The sequence below is a fragment of the Polaribacter litorisediminis genome (genome assembly GCF_019968605.1).
GTDB lineage: Bacteria > Bacteroidota > Bacteroidia > Flavobacteriales > Flavobacteriaceae > Polaribacter > Polaribacter litorisediminis.
In genome coordinates, this window is the sequence record NZ_CP082966.1 from 992,449 (window position 1) to 1,008,190 (window position 15,742).

19 protein-coding genes are annotated in these 15,742 nt (G+C 32.8%); all 19 read left to right on the top strand.

The window, feature by feature from the left end:
- The first annotated feature begins 356 nt into the window (after positions 1 to 356).
- Positions 357 to 1,067 carry a DUF6090 family protein gene (locus tag K8354_RS04315; RefSeq protein WP_223445662.1) on the top strand — a complete coding sequence of 237 codons (711 nt, stop codon included), beginning with the start codon at positions 357 to 359 and terminating at the stop codon, positions 1,065 to 1,067.
- A 160-nt stretch (positions 1,068 to 1,227) separates the two neighbouring features.
- Complete coding sequence (locus K8354_RS04320) at positions 1,228 to 2,088, top strand: hypothetical protein (protein ID WP_223445663.1); 861 nt, start codon at positions 1,228 to 1,230, stop codon at positions 2,086 to 2,088.
- A 590-nt stretch (positions 2,089 to 2,678) separates the two neighbouring features.
- The gene (locus K8354_RS04325) at positions 2,679 to 3,668 is read left to right on the top strand and encodes an AraC family transcriptional regulator (RefSeq protein WP_223445664.1); all 990 of its coding nucleotides are present in this window, start codon (positions 2,679 to 2,681) and stop codon (positions 3,666 to 3,668) included.
- Positions 3,669 to 3,774: 106 nt separating this feature from the next.
- A complete protein-coding gene (locus K8354_RS04330) occupies positions 3,775 to 4,149 on the top strand; it encodes a hypothetical protein (protein WP_223445665.1) in 375 nt (124 codons plus the stop codon).
- A complete protein-coding gene (locus tag K8354_RS04335; protein WP_223445666.1) occupies positions 4,133 to 4,627 on the top strand; it encodes an anthrone oxygenase family protein in 495 nt (164 codons plus the stop codon). The genes K8354_RS04330 and K8354_RS04335 overlap by 17 nt, the downstream gene beginning before the upstream one ends.
- 45 nt (positions 4,628 to 4,672) lie before the next feature.
- The gene (locus tag K8354_RS04340; protein WP_223445668.1) at positions 4,673 to 5,062 is read left to right on the top strand and encodes a DUF5367 family protein; all 390 of its coding nucleotides are present in this window, start codon (positions 4,673 to 4,675) and stop codon (positions 5,060 to 5,062) included.
- A gap of 15 nt (positions 5,063 to 5,077) precedes the next feature.
- Entirely contained in the window at positions 5,078 to 5,674 is a 597-nt protein-coding gene (locus K8354_RS04345) for a carboxymuconolactone decarboxylase family protein (RefSeq protein ID WP_223445670.1), read from the top strand.
- A 26-nt stretch (positions 5,675 to 5,700) separates the two neighbouring features.
- A complete protein-coding gene (locus K8354_RS04350; RefSeq protein WP_223445672.1) occupies positions 5,701 to 6,525 on the top strand; it encodes an NmrA family NAD(P)-binding protein in 825 nt (274 codons plus the stop codon).
- A gap of 10 nt (positions 6,526 to 6,535) precedes the next feature.
- On the top strand, positions 6,536 to 6,961 hold the full coding sequence (locus tag K8354_RS04355; RefSeq protein WP_223445673.1) for a hypothetical protein: 426 nt from the start codon (positions 6,536 to 6,538) through the stop codon (positions 6,959 to 6,961).
- Between the two features lie 77 nt (positions 6,962 to 7,038).
- Positions 7,039 to 8,259 carry an alpha/beta hydrolase-fold protein gene (locus K8354_RS04360; RefSeq protein WP_223445674.1) on the top strand — a complete coding sequence of 407 codons (1,221 nt, stop codon included), beginning with the start codon at positions 7,039 to 7,041 and terminating at the stop codon, positions 8,257 to 8,259.
- Positions 8,260 to 8,436: 177 nt separating this feature from the next.
- The gene (locus K8354_RS04365; protein WP_223445675.1) at positions 8,437 to 9,783 is read left to right on the top strand and encodes a serine hydrolase domain-containing protein; all 1,347 of its coding nucleotides are present in this window, start codon (positions 8,437 to 8,439) and stop codon (positions 9,781 to 9,783) included.
- A gap of 24 nt (positions 9,784 to 9,807) precedes the next feature.
- Positions 9,808 to 10,101, top strand: a complete 294-nt coding sequence (locus K8354_RS04370; RefSeq protein WP_223445676.1) for a hypothetical protein — start codon at positions 9,808 to 9,810, stop codon at positions 10,099 to 10,101.
- A gap of 4 nt (positions 10,102 to 10,105) precedes the next feature.
- Positions 10,106 to 10,516 carry a hypothetical protein gene (locus K8354_RS04375; RefSeq protein ID WP_223445677.1) on the top strand — a complete coding sequence of 137 codons (411 nt, stop codon included), beginning with the start codon at positions 10,106 to 10,108 and terminating at the stop codon, positions 10,514 to 10,516.
- A gap of 88 nt (positions 10,517 to 10,604) precedes the next feature.
- Positions 10,605 to 12,212 (top strand): TolB-like translocation protein, encoded by a 1,608-nt coding sequence (locus tag K8354_RS04380; protein ID WP_223445678.1) that lies wholly within the window; start codon positions 10,605 to 10,607, stop codon positions 12,210 to 12,212.
- Positions 12,213 to 12,382: 170 nt separating this feature from the next.
- The gene (locus K8354_RS04385; RefSeq protein ID WP_223445679.1) at positions 12,383 to 12,853 is read left to right on the top strand and encodes a DinB family protein; all 471 of its coding nucleotides are present in this window, start codon (positions 12,383 to 12,385) and stop codon (positions 12,851 to 12,853) included.
- Between the two features lie 350 nt (positions 12,854 to 13,203).
- Complete coding sequence (locus K8354_RS04390) at positions 13,204 to 13,755, top strand: hypothetical protein (RefSeq protein WP_223445680.1); 552 nt, start codon at positions 13,204 to 13,206, stop codon at positions 13,753 to 13,755.
- A 22-nt stretch (positions 13,756 to 13,777) separates the two neighbouring features.
- Positions 13,778 to 14,713 (top strand): TolB-like translocation protein, encoded by a 936-nt coding sequence (locus tag K8354_RS04395; protein ID WP_223445681.1) that lies wholly within the window; start codon positions 13,778 to 13,780, stop codon positions 14,711 to 14,713.
- A gap of 39 nt (positions 14,714 to 14,752) precedes the next feature.
- A complete protein-coding gene (locus tag K8354_RS04400) occupies positions 14,753 to 15,166 on the top strand; it encodes a hypothetical protein (protein WP_223445682.1) in 414 nt (137 codons plus the stop codon).
- A 63-nt stretch (positions 15,167 to 15,229) separates the two neighbouring features.
- Positions 15,230 to 15,691 carry a GNAT family N-acetyltransferase gene (locus K8354_RS04405; RefSeq protein WP_223445683.1) on the top strand — a complete coding sequence of 154 codons (462 nt, stop codon included), beginning with the start codon at positions 15,230 to 15,232 and terminating at the stop codon, positions 15,689 to 15,691.
- Positions 15,692 to 15,742 lie beyond the last annotated feature (51 nt).

Here is a 15,742-nt window from a genome sequence, read left to right on the forward strand (position 1 = left end):
TATGGCGTGCCGACCTGTGCCGTGTTTCGATATAGGCCAACTATGTCTTGTTGACTGATCCATTGCTAAGGATATGAAGAAAACGGCGGTTTGAGTGTGCATCATAATAATTCGCAATCTTACAAATTCGTTCTGCTTTGAGAACTCTATCATTAGAAAACAACTTTTTAAACTCAGCGGAAAAATCAAATTGATTTTACTACATTTACAAAGATCGACAAATATTTAAAAAAAATTGTGACAATTATAACGATATGCGATATAACAGCAATGAGGGTATATGATTGTTGTGCTTCATTACCAGAAACCGATAACCAATGATAAAATTCTTTAGAAAAATTCGCCAAAACTTGCTTATGGAAAATAAAACTGGAAAGTATTTTAAATATGCTATTGGCGAAATTGTACTTGTTGTTATTGGGATTCTAATCGCACTTTCAATTAATAATTGGAATGAAGAAAGAAAAATAAATCTTAAAGAAAAATCACTTTTTAAAAATATCGTAGTCGACTTAGCTCAAGAAGAAAAAATATTGAATGAAGCCTTGACTAATTACAAATACAACTCTGATTCATATGAACACATCTATAACGAAACCATTGGAAAGGCATCTTATGACTCTACTAACACTGTCTACAATAGTTTAAGATGGCATAACGTATATGATCTGATTGTCACCAATAAACATGCATCCGCCATTTCGGAAATTAACAATGATAATATCATAGATTTATTAAATCTAAAAATCAGGATTGAAGTAGTAAACTCACAAGCTAAAAATAGATTTAACAACTTTAAAGATGAAATCATACCAGATTTTTTTTCACGCCATGGACTTCACGATAATAAGGTATTATTTAATCTTGAAAAGAATAAATGGTCACCTATTGTTAATACAAATATTGTGAATTATGATAGATTGAAATTACAATATGGATCTATTGAATTTGACCAAATTTTAGCCACATTAAGACTATATACTACCTGGGCAATATATAATTTAGAAAAATTAATTAAACTAAATAAGGAAATAAGCGTCACATTGAATGAAGAGTTGTTGAAATAACGAAAGCACAACACCTTTTATAATTAATGGCTAGTTCGAGCTTGCTTACGAAAATCCTTGCGGATTTTCTATTTGGTTTCTATTTGCTAAATTAGTGGCTTGAACACACCAATAATCATCCACAACAACATTGCCACACATACGAAAAAACCACTGAACATTGGGAAAAACAGCAGAAAATATTGAATACTATCTTGACTCTAAAAATGATAAAGATTATCTTCAAGATTTATTGCTGAATATCAAAGAGGCCTATAAAAATCAAACAAAACTGACTTTCCGAATTGTTAAACCGAAAGAGAAAGGATTTTTGGTGAAAGTTGGTGGCTTATTTGCATTTGTTTCTTTTAACCATTTTGGTTGGTCATATCCTTCAATTGAATTTTGGAGAAATATTTCTAATTCATTAATTGGCGGTTTTTTTTCGGGAAAAATTTATCAAGTCGAGGAAAACCCAATTTCAATTCAAATAGATGCAAAAGAACAGGAATTTGAAAACAGGAACTTAATAAAAGGTTCTAAATACCGTGGAATAATCTTAAGAAAAACAAAGTATGGCTTTTTTGTGGATTTAGGACTTCACTTTAATTGGAAATGTGGCTCCATTTTAGGTTTAATCCATATATCAACATTCTTGAAGGAATCTGATTATAAAAATTGGAAAGTTGGAAATGAGGTTGAAACTGTGTTCCAAGGATATAATGAAAACAATCAACCTGCACTTGGAGATATTATTGAGCGAGGAAAATGGAGAAATGGAGAAATGGAAAAACTGATTGGTACAGTCCAAAAAGTTACTGTGTCAATCAATGAAAGCGGAAAACCTGAATATTATGTTTCAGGAGAACATAAAGCGACAGTTCCAATCAAAAAAGAGTTTTATCCCAACTTAAGGACAACAGCAAAAAAATACACTTACCGATTAAAAGACGGAGAAATAATAGATTGTGAAATAATTAAAATAAATAGGAAAAAAGATAGTTTTGTATTAAAGTTGCAAATTGAACCACCAATGAGCTGAAAAAAATTAACGAAAGCAGACACAATAACTAAGCATATGGCGTGCCGATAGGCCAACGCTATATGCCTTGTTGACTGATCCATTGCTAAGGATAAGGGGTAAAACGACGGTTTGGGTTTGGTTTTTAAAAGTAGTGTGATTGAGGAAAGGAGAGCGTTTTCAATATTTCTATAGCATAAGAGCTATTGATGATGCTTTTTTTAAATTTTTAGTCTTTTTAGAGGGTATTTTAGGGGTCATTTTTTGAGTTTAGACATTAGTATCCTTCATGGGCACATTGCCATTTCTTTATTGTTTGTATTTCAGTATTTTACGTTTTACTTTTTTTTGAGACATCATAATAAATTTTTAATTAAAAGCTAAATTTAACGTTTTTTAAAACAAGAGTGAAAGGCTTCCGAGGAACGAGGATTAGTTCAATGATGGGTAAAAAAATTGCTTAATTATTGCTTTCATTTTGTTCATTGCTTTCTTATTTACTATATTTAACTTTGGAAAGTTTAAACGTTGTTAAACGCAACTTTCATTAAACAAACACGCTGGCAATAATTTAAAAAAATTACAATCAACAACTTAGTATTTTTAAACACATGAAATACTTCTCTATAAATCTATATATCAAAATTCTTCATTGTGCTATCGAAGAAGGTATGCCTAGAGAAGATTTCATGCATTTACCAACACCTATTAATGCTCTAGACAATGTATCTGTGATACCTGCAGAAGAGTTCTTATCCTTGCACGAATTTCTTGTCGATAAACTCGGACGTGGTTTTCCAGTGAGGGTTGGTCAAAAAATGATTATTGAAGATTATGGCGTTTTAGGTCTTTCTTGGCGCACATGCTCAAAAGTTGGAGAGATTTTTGAACGTAGTGAACGCTATTTCAAACTGTTATCAAACACATTTGATTGGCAAATTAAAAAGGAAGGGAATATTTCTCATATTGTACTCAATCGTGAAGCACATCGAAAAGGGATGGAACTATCAACAGAGGCTAGTCTTTCTGCAACAGTAGTAGTACTCAAAGCCATGTCTGAAAAAGATATTTCTCCTATTCAAGTATGTTTCAAACATGAAAAGCCCAAAGATCTTTCTAGCCATATAGTGGCATTTAATTGCCCTATGTTATTTGACCAACCACAATACTCCATAAGTTATAATACAGTCGATCTTAATTTACGAACCGCAAAGGCAGATGCAAGCATCAACAACTATCTACTGCAACAAGTTGATGAAAAAACAAAAGGCATAAAAATACCTGGTCATAAGATTATAAACGATGTTGAAGCTATTATAAAGGATGCACTGCCCACAGGTATTCCAAGTATACATTATATTAGTGACCTGTTGGCCATGAGCAACCGAACACTAACTAGGAGACTCTCTGAAGCTGGTGTGACCTATCGTGACTTAATTAAAAGAACACAGGAAACCATGGCAAAGAATATGTTATATAATACAGAGCAAAGTATTGGTGAAATTGCCTTTCTTACCGGCTTTTCAGAACAAAGTGCATTCAACCGTGCTTTTAAGAATTGGACGGGCCAAACCCCAACAGAATTTCGTAAAAACAACTAATAGTTACATTTTGGCGTAAAATGTCAAAAGCTTGTCTTTAAGTGTCAAAATACTCTTTTGAACACTGCGCATCTTTGTACCATCAAATTAATTAAACAAATTAATGATGGTAATTATAGCAAAACTTTTAACAGGAATTTTTATAGCGCTTTCAGCTGATTCACTAGATACTTATACATCTATTGAGAGCAATAATGAACAAGCTGAATTATATGTGTCAAATTATATAATTCGAAATCCCCGTGAAAAAGCTTTTCAAATACTAGACAACAAATGCAACGTTTGCCACAGTAAACGCAATAAAAGACGAGTATTCACAATTGAAAACATGGATGACTTCGCTCCTGATATTTATAAACAGGTATTTGTAAAAAAACGTATGCCTAAAGGCCGAAAAATAAAACTTACTTCTGAAGAGTATAAAGACATTTTGACATGGATATCAAACAAAAAAAATAAACAAAATGGAACTAAATTATAAAATAGCAGTATTGATGCTAAGTATATTATTTACTGGACTAACCGCAGGATTGTGCTTTACCTGGTCCAACGCTGTGACGCCTGGGTTAGGACGGTTAGATGACCTAGGTTTTTTAAAAGCATTTCAAGCGATGAACAGATCCATCCTTAATCCAACTTTTATAATGGTATTTATGAGTCCATTTTTACTACTCTTTATAAATGCCTTTGTATTCAAAAACACTAACCAGATCACATTTATTTCTTATTTGGTCGCAGCGATTCTGTTGTTTATAGGTGTGGGTCTGGTCACTATTTTTAAAAATGTCCCACTAAATGAAATATTAGACAAAACAGTATTAGAAACTGCTTCTAACGTGGAGTTAGCAGAATTACGAAAAACCTTTGAGCAACCTTGGAACCGCTGGCATTTAATACGTTCCGTATGCTCATTTACCTCATTCGTCTTACTGGTTATAGGTCTGCTATTCAATAAATAAAATCACATAGAAGCTTTCTTACTAAACATTAAAAAACGAACAATCATGAAACATTTAAGAGCTATAATTATTGGCGTTATAATCTGGTTTATTGGAGTTAATATATATAATCTCTCTTTTTATATCTCGATTTTAGAAGATGTACAGCAACAAGCTAACATGCTGCTTTTTATTGCAGTTATGCCATTAGTTTGGTTTGGAGCAAAACAATATTACAAAAAAGATACAAACACCCATGGATATTGGGTAGGGCAATCTTTCTTTTTAACAGCAACTGCTTTAGATGCCTTAATTACGGTTCCCTTTTTTGTAATCCCTAATGGTGGTAGCTATTATCAATTTTTTACAGATATAGGGTTCTGGATCATTGGTTTCGAATTTTTAATCATAGCAGTGCTGTTTTGGTATATCAAAGTTGGCAATAAAAAAACTTAATAAAAAAATAATATCATGCCGTTTTTTAAACATTTAGACGAGTTATCAGACATTACAGATATCACGTGGAACGACCGCAAAAGATTAGGTCCGTTAGACAAAGCCTCGCAACGAATCATGCGTGGAAAATCAAACTTTACTTATGCCCAAAAGGAGCTTTTTGCAGCCTACGTTTCGGGGCTTAACGCCTGTAGTTTTTGTTATGGGTCTCATGTAGCTGTAGCAAAAAACTTTGGAGTTTCTACGAAACTAATTGAAGCATTGGTAGAAGATGTTGACACTTCTCCTGTAAATCATAAGGAAAAACTACTTTTTAAATATCTAAAAAAATTAACGCTATCGGCTAGCAAGCTTACTCAAGAAGATGCTGATGACGTATTCAAAGCAGGATGGAGCGAAGAAGACCTACATGAAGTTATCCTTGTCGGTTGTCTTTTCAATTTTTACAATCGCTTGCTCGATGGTCATGGTATCAAAGGGAATCCTGCTATTTATCAATTTGGTGGAGAGCATCTGCATAAAAATGGGTATGGTGTCCCCTGGTTTATTGGACTCATAAAGGGATTAATTAAAAAAAGTAAACTAAAAAAGCTTCAGGAATTTAAAGCATAAATAATATCAATTTAAAAACTGAAAACATGAAAACTGAAAACATTTTAATTATCGGAGGAACTGGTAAAACCGGTCGCAGAGTAGCCCAAAATTTAACGCAAACCGGCCATAAAGTTCGTGTAGTGGGAAGAAAAACTAATCCAGCTTTTGATTGGAGTAACCCTGAAACTTATGCTGAGGCATTAAAAGATATGGATAGAGCTTACATCGTGTATTATCCTGATTTAGCTGTCCCTGGAGCAAGAGATGCCATAACAGCTTTGACCGAAAAAGCCTTGGAAGCTGGTTTAGAAAAAGTAGTCTTACTATCGGGTAAAGGAGAAACCGAAGCTGAAGCTTGTGAAGATATCGTTGCCAATTCAGGCTTAAATTACACCTTGGTTAGAGCGTCGTGGTTCAATCAAAATTTTAGTGAAGGTGCTTTTTTAGAATTTGTGAAAAATGGTACAGTAGCCCTTCCGATGCCAGAAGCTGAAATTCCGTTTGTAGATGCTGATGATATTGCAGATGTGGTTTCCAAAGTATTGATAGATGATACTTTTAAGGGAAAAACAATAACTGTAACAGGTCCTCAAAAAAGAACATTTAAGGAAATTGTAGACATCATGTCTGAATCCATTGACAAACCCATTCAATATATCCCTATTTCTATTGATGAGTTTAAAGAAGGTATGCGCCAAGCAGGATTACCGGATTCTTATGTTTGGCTATTTGGGTATTTATTTAAAGAGGTTTTAGGTAATCCAGAAAACCAAGAGGTTTCTGAAGATGTGGCCAAAGTCTTGGGCAGACCTGCCAAAGATTTTGAAACCTATGCAAAGGAAACTGCTGCCACTGGTATTTGGAATTAAAATAATTAAAATGAAGACAAAGAGAGCCACAATATCTCTTGTCATTCTTCTTTATTCTGTAGCCGTGCCATTTTTAGAGATTAACAACACCCATGTATTTAATCCAGATTGGACGCCACATGCCAAAATTCATGAAGTATGGCAACTTATCACCAACTCCTCCATAGGTATACTATGCCTATGGTTGGTTTGGGTAAAAAATGAGTTGAGAACTAGTATAGTGTTGAGTATGCTTGTTACTGGTGGGGTCTTAATCGCTTATTGTATACAAGATGTATATGGAGGTTCTATGAAATATTTAGATGATAGTGAGAAAGCTATTCTGGGCATCAATATCGGTGTTCTTGGGTTTGGAATCAGTTTTATATTTCTAATACTAATTTTTTATAGGCTAGAACATCAAAAAAATAAACACAGCATTAAATTGGATTATTAAGGAATAACAATAGTTTTAATTAATTAAATCGGTAACATTATTATTAGAGAATGGCTTCATTATAAAACATTTAATAAATGAACTTTAAATCAATCAAAATTTCGATTGCCCTACTTTCTGTAATCTTCTTTCAACTTATTGCTTATGCACAAATAGCAGACAAAATAGATGTAACCGAAGACAATCAGCTTTTAGGTTTAGGAACACATTACATCTTAAAATCTGAAATTTTACAAGAAGACCGACCAATTATTATTTCATTACCAAAGGGATACAAAGAGGGTGAAGCCAATTACCCTGTTCTTTATCTTTTGGATGGGTTGGGTAACATAAAACATCAAGTTGGTACTGTAGAATTATTAACAGAATCAGGAATTATTCCCCCAATGATTATTGTGGCTATAGAAAGTTTAGATAGATCAAGAGATTTAACGCCCTCAAAAGCAGGCCAAGGTGTTTATGGAGGTGTAGGTGAGTCCGGTATATCACAAAGTGGTGGTGCACCTAAATTTCTTCAGTTTTTAGAGGAAGAATTAATTCCTTATGTAGAATCGAACTTTAGAACGCATCCATACCGTCTTTTAGAAGGCCATTCGTTTGGTGGTTTATTTAGCACTTATACGCTTATGGAAAAGCCAGATATTTTTGATGCATTCATTATTCAGGCTCCTGCACTTTGGTGGAATAAAGAAGAAATGACAGCAAAAGCGAAAACCTTTTTTAAATCAAATTCTAATTTAGATAAAGCCATTTATTTTGGAATTGGAGGTGGAGATGGTTGGGGAATGCGACAAGAACTAAAACGATATGTTCAAGTTATAGAAGAGAATACTCCAAAAATTCTACGATGGAAACATGAAGAAGTTGGAGATGAAGACCATGACACCTCTAGATTATTGCTTAATTATTACGGCTTAAAGTATGTGTTTTCGGACTTAATAGCTGACGAAGAATTACTTAGCCACTATAGCGACGATGCCTTTTTAAAAGGAGAACGGGAGCTTATAAATAAATATGGGCCACAAGCGAGAAGACCCTTAAGTAATTATGTAGACATAGCGTTAAAATTACTCAAAGAAGAAAACAAATTGGGTGCGATTGTAGTGTTTAATAGAGCCGTAGCAGCCTACCCTAAATATATTGGGCTTATGACTAATTTGGCCAAACTTTACGAACAAACAAATCAAAAAAACAAAGCAATAGAAACCTACAAACTGGCTATTACGCTTTCAAAAAAATTAAAACTAGGACAAGAAGCAGCCTTAGAAAAGCAGATAAACAGATTAGAGAACAACTAAGTTGTTTTTTAACCTCAATAAACTTTGCAACACTTTATAATTGATTGCTAAGAAAAACTTATTACCATAAAAACGCCAGAGGAGCTATTGCAACAAGTTTATAATGCAGCAAACGAAACAGGATTATTTGGACAAGATGGCCAAATCCGTAATGAGATTAAATCAGAAATAAAAAAAATGAAAAAACAAACCTTACTAATATTAGTATTCATCACACTACTATTTTCTTGTAAAGAAAATAAAAAATCAACTCATACAATAAATGAGAAAGCGCCTAATAACTATCAAGTTAAAATCGACAGCTTGTTAAACACATATCATAAAAATGATGAGTTCATGGGAAGTATTATACTATCTAAAAATGGAAAAACAGTATATGAAAACACAGTTGGTTTTAGCGATTTTAAAGCAAAAAAGAAAGCGAGTTCAGACACAAAATACCGTATAGGTTCTGTCACTAAAACATTTACAGCAACACTAATTTTTAAGGCTATAGAAGAAAACAAACTAAAGTTAATGGAGACGATAGAGCACTATTTTCCAAATGTGAAAAATGCAAACAAGATTACCATTGCTCATTTATTGCAGCACAGAAGTGGAATTCACAGTTTTACAAAAGATAAATGGTTTTTTGACAATCGTACTATGTATATATCATCTAAAGAAATGTTACTTAAAATTTCTAAGTATGAAAGTGACTTTGAACCAAATACCAAAGGAGAATATAGTAATTCTAATTATTTTTTATTGGCGTTAATCCTAGAGAAAATTTATAATGATTCTTATGAAAACCTTTTACAAGAAAAAATTTGTAAGCCACTCAACTTAAACAATACATACTCAGGAAAAGAAATTAATATATATGATAATGAATCCTATTCTTACAGGTTTGATGAAAAATGGATTGAATTTCCTGAGACTGATTTATCTACTGCGAAAGGAACCGGCTCAATAGTTTCAACACCAAAAGATTTAACTATTTTTTTTGAAAGCTTGCTTACTGGAAAAGTACTCTCAGCAGAAAATCTAACATTAATGAAAACTATTAAAGATAGATATGGAATGGGACTTTTTAGGTATACAACCAATGACATAAAGGGATTTGGGCATCGTGGACGTATAGATGAATTTAGAGCGACCTCAATTTATTTTTCTGAAGAGGAATTATCTTTTACATTAATGTCAAACGGTTCAAAAATCGATATTAATGAAATATATACTGAAATATTAAAATTATTTCTTGGAGATGCACCTGTAAAAATATCAGAAAGTGAATTGAAAAATTTTGTTGGAGTTTATATTTCTCAAAAAGATCCTAATGACAAATCTGTATTTATTCAAGAAAATAATACGCTAACTAATTTTATAAAAAACGAATTTAAAGCTCCTTTAATTTATAAAGGGAAAAATCGGTTTGTTTTAGAGCAAATGTATGCCGAATCAATATCGTTTACTTTTTCAGATGATGGAAAAGAAATGATTTTTGAGCAAGGTGGTAATAGATGGAATTATATAAAAGAATAGATTTTTTCATAATAAACAAAAATAATGACCAAAGAAGGGAGATTAAATATGATAACTAAAAGTTGGGAGCTACACAATGTAGTTGAAAATAGCTATTTAAATAATTCCGCTAAACAAGAAGATGAAGAGTGGTTAGAAAAGCAACGTATACTTTTAGCAGAAATGGCACTTCTTTTGTTGCAGACATCCATAAGTCCAGAAGAAATAAAGCTAGATAGATCACGATATAACATACATGCTATTTTAACTATAGCAGATCATTTTTTACCAAACGCTGAACTAAAAAAGGCAACTGAAAAATTGTACAAACACAATTAATGAAATGAAAAAAATAATAATCACATTTACTGTCAGTCTTTACGCGATTGTCGTTCCTTTTTTGGAAATTAATACAACCCATGTGTTTAATCCAGATTGGACACCTCATGTTCGTATCCATGAAGTATGGCAACTTATTACCAATTCCACAATAGGCATATTCTGTCTTTGGTTAGTTTGGGTGAAAAATGAGTTGAAATCTAGTGCTGTGTTGAGTATGCTTGTGACTGGTGGTTTTTTATTGGCTTATGCATTGCAAAATTTTTATGGCGGCTCAATGAAGTATTTAGATGGAAGTGAAAAAACAATCTTGGGTATCAATATTGGTGTTGTGGGATTTGGATTTGCTTTCATACTGTTAACACTACTTTTTTTCAAGTCTTCTATTAATAGTGAAAAACTTAGAAGAAAATAACAAGCTATAAGCTTATTTGAAGAAACTCATAAAAAAATGAAAAATCTAGCAGTAGAGCTAAAAATGTATTGTTTACAAAACTGAACTCATGAAAGCACCTTACGTTACAATCTTAATCTTGATCTTCTTTTCTTGCAGTAAAGAAACACCATCTAACCTCACGCTATTAGATGCAAACATTCCAACTGATGTCCCCCAACTTTTTGCAAAAGGAATTGTCTCTACAAATAACTATGAGTTTGCTATCACGTTTACCCCAGAAATGGACGAGCTCTTTTTTACACGTAGAAAACCAGAAGAAGACAATAAAATTTATACCATGAAATTAGTTGATGATAAGTGGTCCAACCCAAAACCAGCTTTTTTTACAGCAACTGAAGGATGGGATTTTGAACCGCATATCAATCCAAAAGGAGATAAACTATATTTTGGTAGTACAAGGCCTCTTAATAATACAATCAAATCATTTGGATTACGCCAATGGTATAGTAAGAAAAGTACCGAAGGCTGGAGTTCACCAATTCCCTTGGAGAAACCATTTGTAGATAAAACTATTACTATGTATTTAACGTCTGCGGAAAATGAGAATTTATATTTCACAACTGGAGAGAAGGGAGATGCTCCTGAAGATTGGGTTATTTACAAGTCAATCAAAGAAGATGGTCAATACAAAAGTATTGATAGAATGGGTAAAGAGATAAACGCAAAGGGCAAATGGATTGCTCATTCATACATAGCTCCAGACGAAAGTTACATGATTTATGATTTTAAGAGTGACCTTGGGTTTGGTAAAAGTGATTTGTATATCAGCTTTAATAAAAATGGTGTATGGACAGAACCTCATAACTTGGGATCAAAAATAAATACAGATCAAACTGAAATGGCGGCAAGTGTATCACCTGATGGCAAGTATTTGTTTTTCCATAGAGGTGAAGATGATAAAGGTGATATTTATTGGGTAGAATTCAAAGCTATAAAAGAAAATTTATTGAAAAACATAGACTCGATCTTAGAAGTTGGTAAAACTAATAATGAGAAATCATACATCAATAATTCACCTACCGTAGAATCTATTTATTTTAATGAAAAACCTCCTATGCTAATTCCTAAACTTTTTGATCCAAAAATAGTATCTCCAGAAGGGAGATTCGAGGGTGGTACATTTTCACCGGATATGAAGGAATTCTATTTTACTAGGAAAAATGGGAAATATAAAAAACGTACATTTTTTGCTATTCGATATGAAAATAATCGTTGGGGTGAAGAATCTGAAACTTACATAAAATGGCCACAATTCTCAGTTGATGGCAAAAGGATGTATGTTGGTAAAACGTATAGAGAACGAACGGAAAAGGGTTGGTCTGAACCCAAAAGTCAGGGTGAATTCTTAAAAGATATGGCACATGGCATGTCACTTTCTGCTGAAGGAAACTATTACTTTACTGTTTATAGAAAAGAAGATAATGGTATAAATGGTGCTATTCACTTTTTTGGTGATAAAAATGAAAAACCAATGAAATTGAGCACAAAGATTAATATAGGAAAATACATTGCTCATCCATTCATAGCACCAGATGAGTCTTATTTAATTTGGGATGTTGTCAGAGAAGATGGATACGGAAAAGCAGATATCTACATTAGTTTTAAACAGAGAGATGGTTCATGGTGTCTTGCAATTAACATGGGGATCAAATAAATACCTCTGAGCAGGAAAGTGGAGCGAGTGTCTCACCTGATGGGAAATATCTATTTTTTTCAAGAACAAAACAAAAAGTGAAAGTTGATGGTAGTTCATACCAGGTTGTAAAACAATATTGGGTAAGCTCACAGATTATTGAGGAACTCAGACCTAAACAATAACAAACAATGAATTCAAATGAAATTATTTTATTAAACTTTTCCGAAATTAGAAGACGGAGTATAAAATTATGGAGTGGAATTCCTAATGAATACCTGAATTGGAAACCTGACGAAAATGCATTCACGATTATCGAAATGATAAGACACGTTTTAGAAGGCGAATATCTTTTCCATAAAATTATAGAAAATCGTGGGAATTTAGGAGATTACAAATCGCCTTGGGAAAAACTAAAATATTCGGACTTAAAAAACGAATTAGCTTTTTCCGAAACATATCGAACAGAATTTTTGAGGATGATAAACGGACTGAAAGAATCTGACTTGGAGAATGTGAGAATCGAGAGAAAAGAAGTCGGACAAAGTAAAAAACTTGGAGATTATCTAAACCGAATCGTATATCACGAATCTGTTCACACAGGACAAATGTTGAGTTATTTGAGAACAATTGGAATTGAACGACCGCAAATATGGGACTAGCTGAAAATAAAAAGCTAGTTACCAACAATGTATAAAATTAATTACCTGGTACAAGTCTATTTACAAAAATTCTCACGTATTTTCTAGACGGTTTGTATATGCTAAATTAGTTGTTTAACCACGTACTAATCTTATAAAAAACCGTTGGGATTAACAATGACTAATCGAGCTACTCGAAATGTTTTATTTAAACGAGTTACATTTCTGTAATTCTATAAGTAAAGATTTAAAATAAATGTTTTAAGAATATGAAAAGCATTTTACTCAATAGTATCCTGTTATTTTCTTTTACTAATATATTATTTTCACAAGAAAATAAAAGGAATGCTTCACCTATCCCAATTGAAACTATGTTCGGCAATAAAAAAGTAAATTATCTCTCGATACTCAATGTTCGTTTTAGGGAAGATAGTCGATTTAGTTATTTTGGAGTTATGACCATATCAACCCCTTATCACGATGAAAATGGTTATAATGAATTAGTTTTCTCGAACGCGATAACATATAGACTTAAAACTAAATTATTTGTTACTAGCGGATTACAATACCATTTTTTAAAAGGTATTGTTCCTTATTTTGGTCTTCAATACTTATTTGCAAATCCTAAGTGGTTATTTGTATTGAGCCCAAGTATTGCATTTTTACCAAACACCGCTTTTCAAAGTGTAAGCATTTTAGAATACAAACCTAAACTTTCAAAAAAGTTAAGACTGTACACAAGATTCCAAGGTATTTACAATTTTAATTTAGAAAATGGTTTGCACGAACGAAGTCTGGTATACCTCAGAACAGGATTAACAATAAAGAGAACAAGTCTAGGTTTTGGGTTCAATCTCGATTTCTACAGTCCAAGTATATCGAAACAACAAAATTTAGGCATCTTCCTCCATCATTTATTATAAACAAATTTCATACATAAAAGTCATGCAAAAAATACTAATAATTCTCTTCATCCCGATTATATTTTTCAGTTGTAATGTTAATAATACAAGAAAATATTACAATCAGGCAACTCCTGACGTAACTCCTAAATTATTTGCGCCAACTATAATTAATACCGATAGCATTGAAATCAATACAGTGTTTAACACATCTTTTACCGAACTATTTTTTACAAGAATCATTGACAAAAAATTTGTTATCCATCATTCTGAATTTATTAATGGCAATTGGAGTTTACCAAAACCTATACAAATGTTTAGAGACCAAAAGAAAGAGTCCGTTGCAATTGATCCTTCCGTTAGCCAAGATGGTAATACAATGTATTTTCTTGGTATAAGTCCAGAAGACCGTTTAAAAAACGCTAAACCAGACATATATAAAAGTCAGAAAATAGATGGTAAATGGCAATTAGCCACTAAGGTTGGATACCCAATATCAACTGAGGAATATGCAGAATCATACCCTGTAGTAGTTGCAGACGGTAGTTTGTATTTTACATCAGATAGACCGGGAAGTTTAGGGAAAAGAGATATTTATCGGGCGCAATATTTAGGTAATGGAAAATTTGACACTCCTATAAATATTGGTCCTGAAGTAAATTCTGAGAAGGGAGAAAGAAGTACTTATGTTTCACCAGATGAAAGTTTCCTTATCACTGCTAACACCTATACTGATGAAAAAGGATTTGCAGTCTCATTTAAAAAAAATGGCAAGTGGCAAAAACCTACTTCTTTTGAACTTGGTGAAGATATAGAGAAAGACTGGGTTTATTATTGTCCTTATATGTCACCAGACAACAAGTATCTTTTTTTTTCAAAAAGATATAGTTCTGCTCCGAATAGTGGATGGAAAGGTGTTACAAAAGGTGAAGTGCACTGGGTAAGTTCTGCGGAGATTTTTAAAAATAAGGATAATTAATAGTTGCTAGCAAAAGTTAAAAACACAGAGCTCTCGAGTATGAGAAAAATAATAGATTTTAATGTTGCTACACTTGCGAGCTTATTTATTCTAGGAATTCTTGCTCTATTTCATATAGCTATTTTAATGGGCATAGTATTGTTTGATTATGTGCCTATTGAATTTTTGTGGGGAGGACAAATGAAGACAGTCACACAATTAGTAAATTTCGAAATAGTTTCATTGCTTACCACTGTCATTTTTATTTTTCTGCTGTTAATAAGATCAAAATGGATAAATCTACCAAAACTATTGGGTGTCACAAGAATTGTAATGTGGATGGTATTTGTCCTTTTTTTATTAAATACAATTGGGAACGGATTATCCAAAACTACGTTTGAAAGAGCGTTTGCAATTATCTCTGGAGTGTTGGCCCTTCTTTTTTTGAGGATTGCAATAGAAAAAAAAGGGTAATAATGTTTTATAAATAAATCAGCTATAAAAATTAAAAAACAACAACTCGTTAAATAGATTCAAATGAAATTAAGAAAAGCAACAATCAACGATATATTGAGCATTGTAGAAATGATCGCGGATGATCCCCTAGGTAGTAAACGAGAAAACTTTACCATCCCATTGCCCAAAACCTATTATGATGCTTTTGAGCGAATCGATGCTGACCAAAACCAAGACCTGATTGTGGTTGAAAACGAAACTGGACGGCTCATCGCTGTTTTTCAATTGACGTTTATCCCTTATTTAACCTATCAAGGAGGCATAAGGGCACAAATTGAAGGAGTACGAGTGCATAAAAATCATCGAGGGCTTGGTATTGGGAAAACCATATTCCATTGGACCATCCAGAAAGCGAAGAAACGTAACGCCCATGTATTACAGTTGACTACCGACAAAAAACGTCCCGATGCCATTAGGTTTTATGAGTCTTTCGGATTCAAAGCCACTCACGAGGGCATGAAAATGCATTTTAAAATAAAATAAAAAACTATTGCCAATAACTAAGCATATGGCGTGCCGATAGGCCAACGCTAT

Bases quoted from the DNA above. Each gene is read 5' to 3' on its own strand.
- K8354_RS04315 (WP_223445662.1), top strand. From the start codon at position 357: ATGGAAAATAAAACTGGAAAGTATTTTAAATATGCTATTGGCGAAATT.
- K8354_RS04325 (WP_223445664.1), top strand. From the start codon at position 2,679: ATGAAATACTTCTCTATAAATCTATATATCAAAATTCTTCATTGTGCT.
- K8354_RS04330 (WP_223445665.1), top strand. From the start codon at position 3,775: ATGGTAATTATAGCAAAACTTTTAACAGGAATTTTTATAGCGCTTTCA.
- K8354_RS04335 (WP_223445666.1), top strand. From the start codon at position 4,133: ATGGAACTAAATTATAAAATAGCAGTATTGATGCTAAGTATATTATTT.
- K8354_RS04340 (WP_223445668.1), top strand. From the start codon at position 4,673: ATGAAACATTTAAGAGCTATAATTATTGGCGTTATAATCTGGTTTATT.
- K8354_RS04345 (WP_223445670.1), top strand. From the start codon at position 5,078: ATGCCGTTTTTTAAACATTTAGACGAGTTATCAGACATTACAGATATC.
- K8354_RS04350 (WP_223445672.1), top strand. From the start codon at position 5,701: ATGAAAACTGAAAACATTTTAATTATCGGAGGAACTGGTAAAACCGGT.
- K8354_RS04355 (WP_223445673.1), top strand. From the start codon at position 6,536: ATGAAGACAAAGAGAGCCACAATATCTCTTGTCATTCTTCTTTATTCT.
- K8354_RS04360 (WP_223445674.1), top strand. From the start codon at position 7,039: ATGAACTTTAAATCAATCAAAATTTCGATTGCCCTACTTTCTGTAATC.
- K8354_RS04365 (WP_223445675.1), top strand. From the start codon at position 8,437: ATGAAAAAACAAACCTTACTAATATTAGTATTCATCACACTACTATTT.
- K8354_RS04370 (WP_223445676.1), top strand. From the start codon at position 9,808: ATGACCAAAGAAGGGAGATTAAATATGATAACTAAAAGTTGGGAGCTA.
- K8354_RS04375 (WP_223445677.1), top strand. From the start codon at position 10,106: ATGAAAAAAATAATAATCACATTTACTGTCAGTCTTTACGCGATTGTC.
- K8354_RS04380 (WP_223445678.1), top strand. From the start codon at position 10,605: ATGAAAGCACCTTACGTTACAATCTTAATCTTGATCTTCTTTTCTTGC.
- K8354_RS04385 (WP_223445679.1), top strand. From the start codon at position 12,383: ATGAATTCAAATGAAATTATTTTATTAAACTTTTCCGAAATTAGAAGA.
- K8354_RS04390 (WP_223445680.1), top strand. From the start codon at position 13,204: ATGTTCGGCAATAAAAAAGTAAATTATCTCTCGATACTCAATGTTCGT.
- K8354_RS04395 (WP_223445681.1), top strand. From the start codon at position 13,778: ATGCAAAAAATACTAATAATTCTCTTCATCCCGATTATATTTTTCAGT.
- K8354_RS04400 (WP_223445682.1), top strand. From the start codon at position 14,753: ATGAGAAAAATAATAGATTTTAATGTTGCTACACTTGCGAGCTTATTT.
- K8354_RS04405 (WP_223445683.1), top strand. From the start codon at position 15,230: ATGAAATTAAGAAAAGCAACAATCAACGATATATTGAGCATTGTAGAA.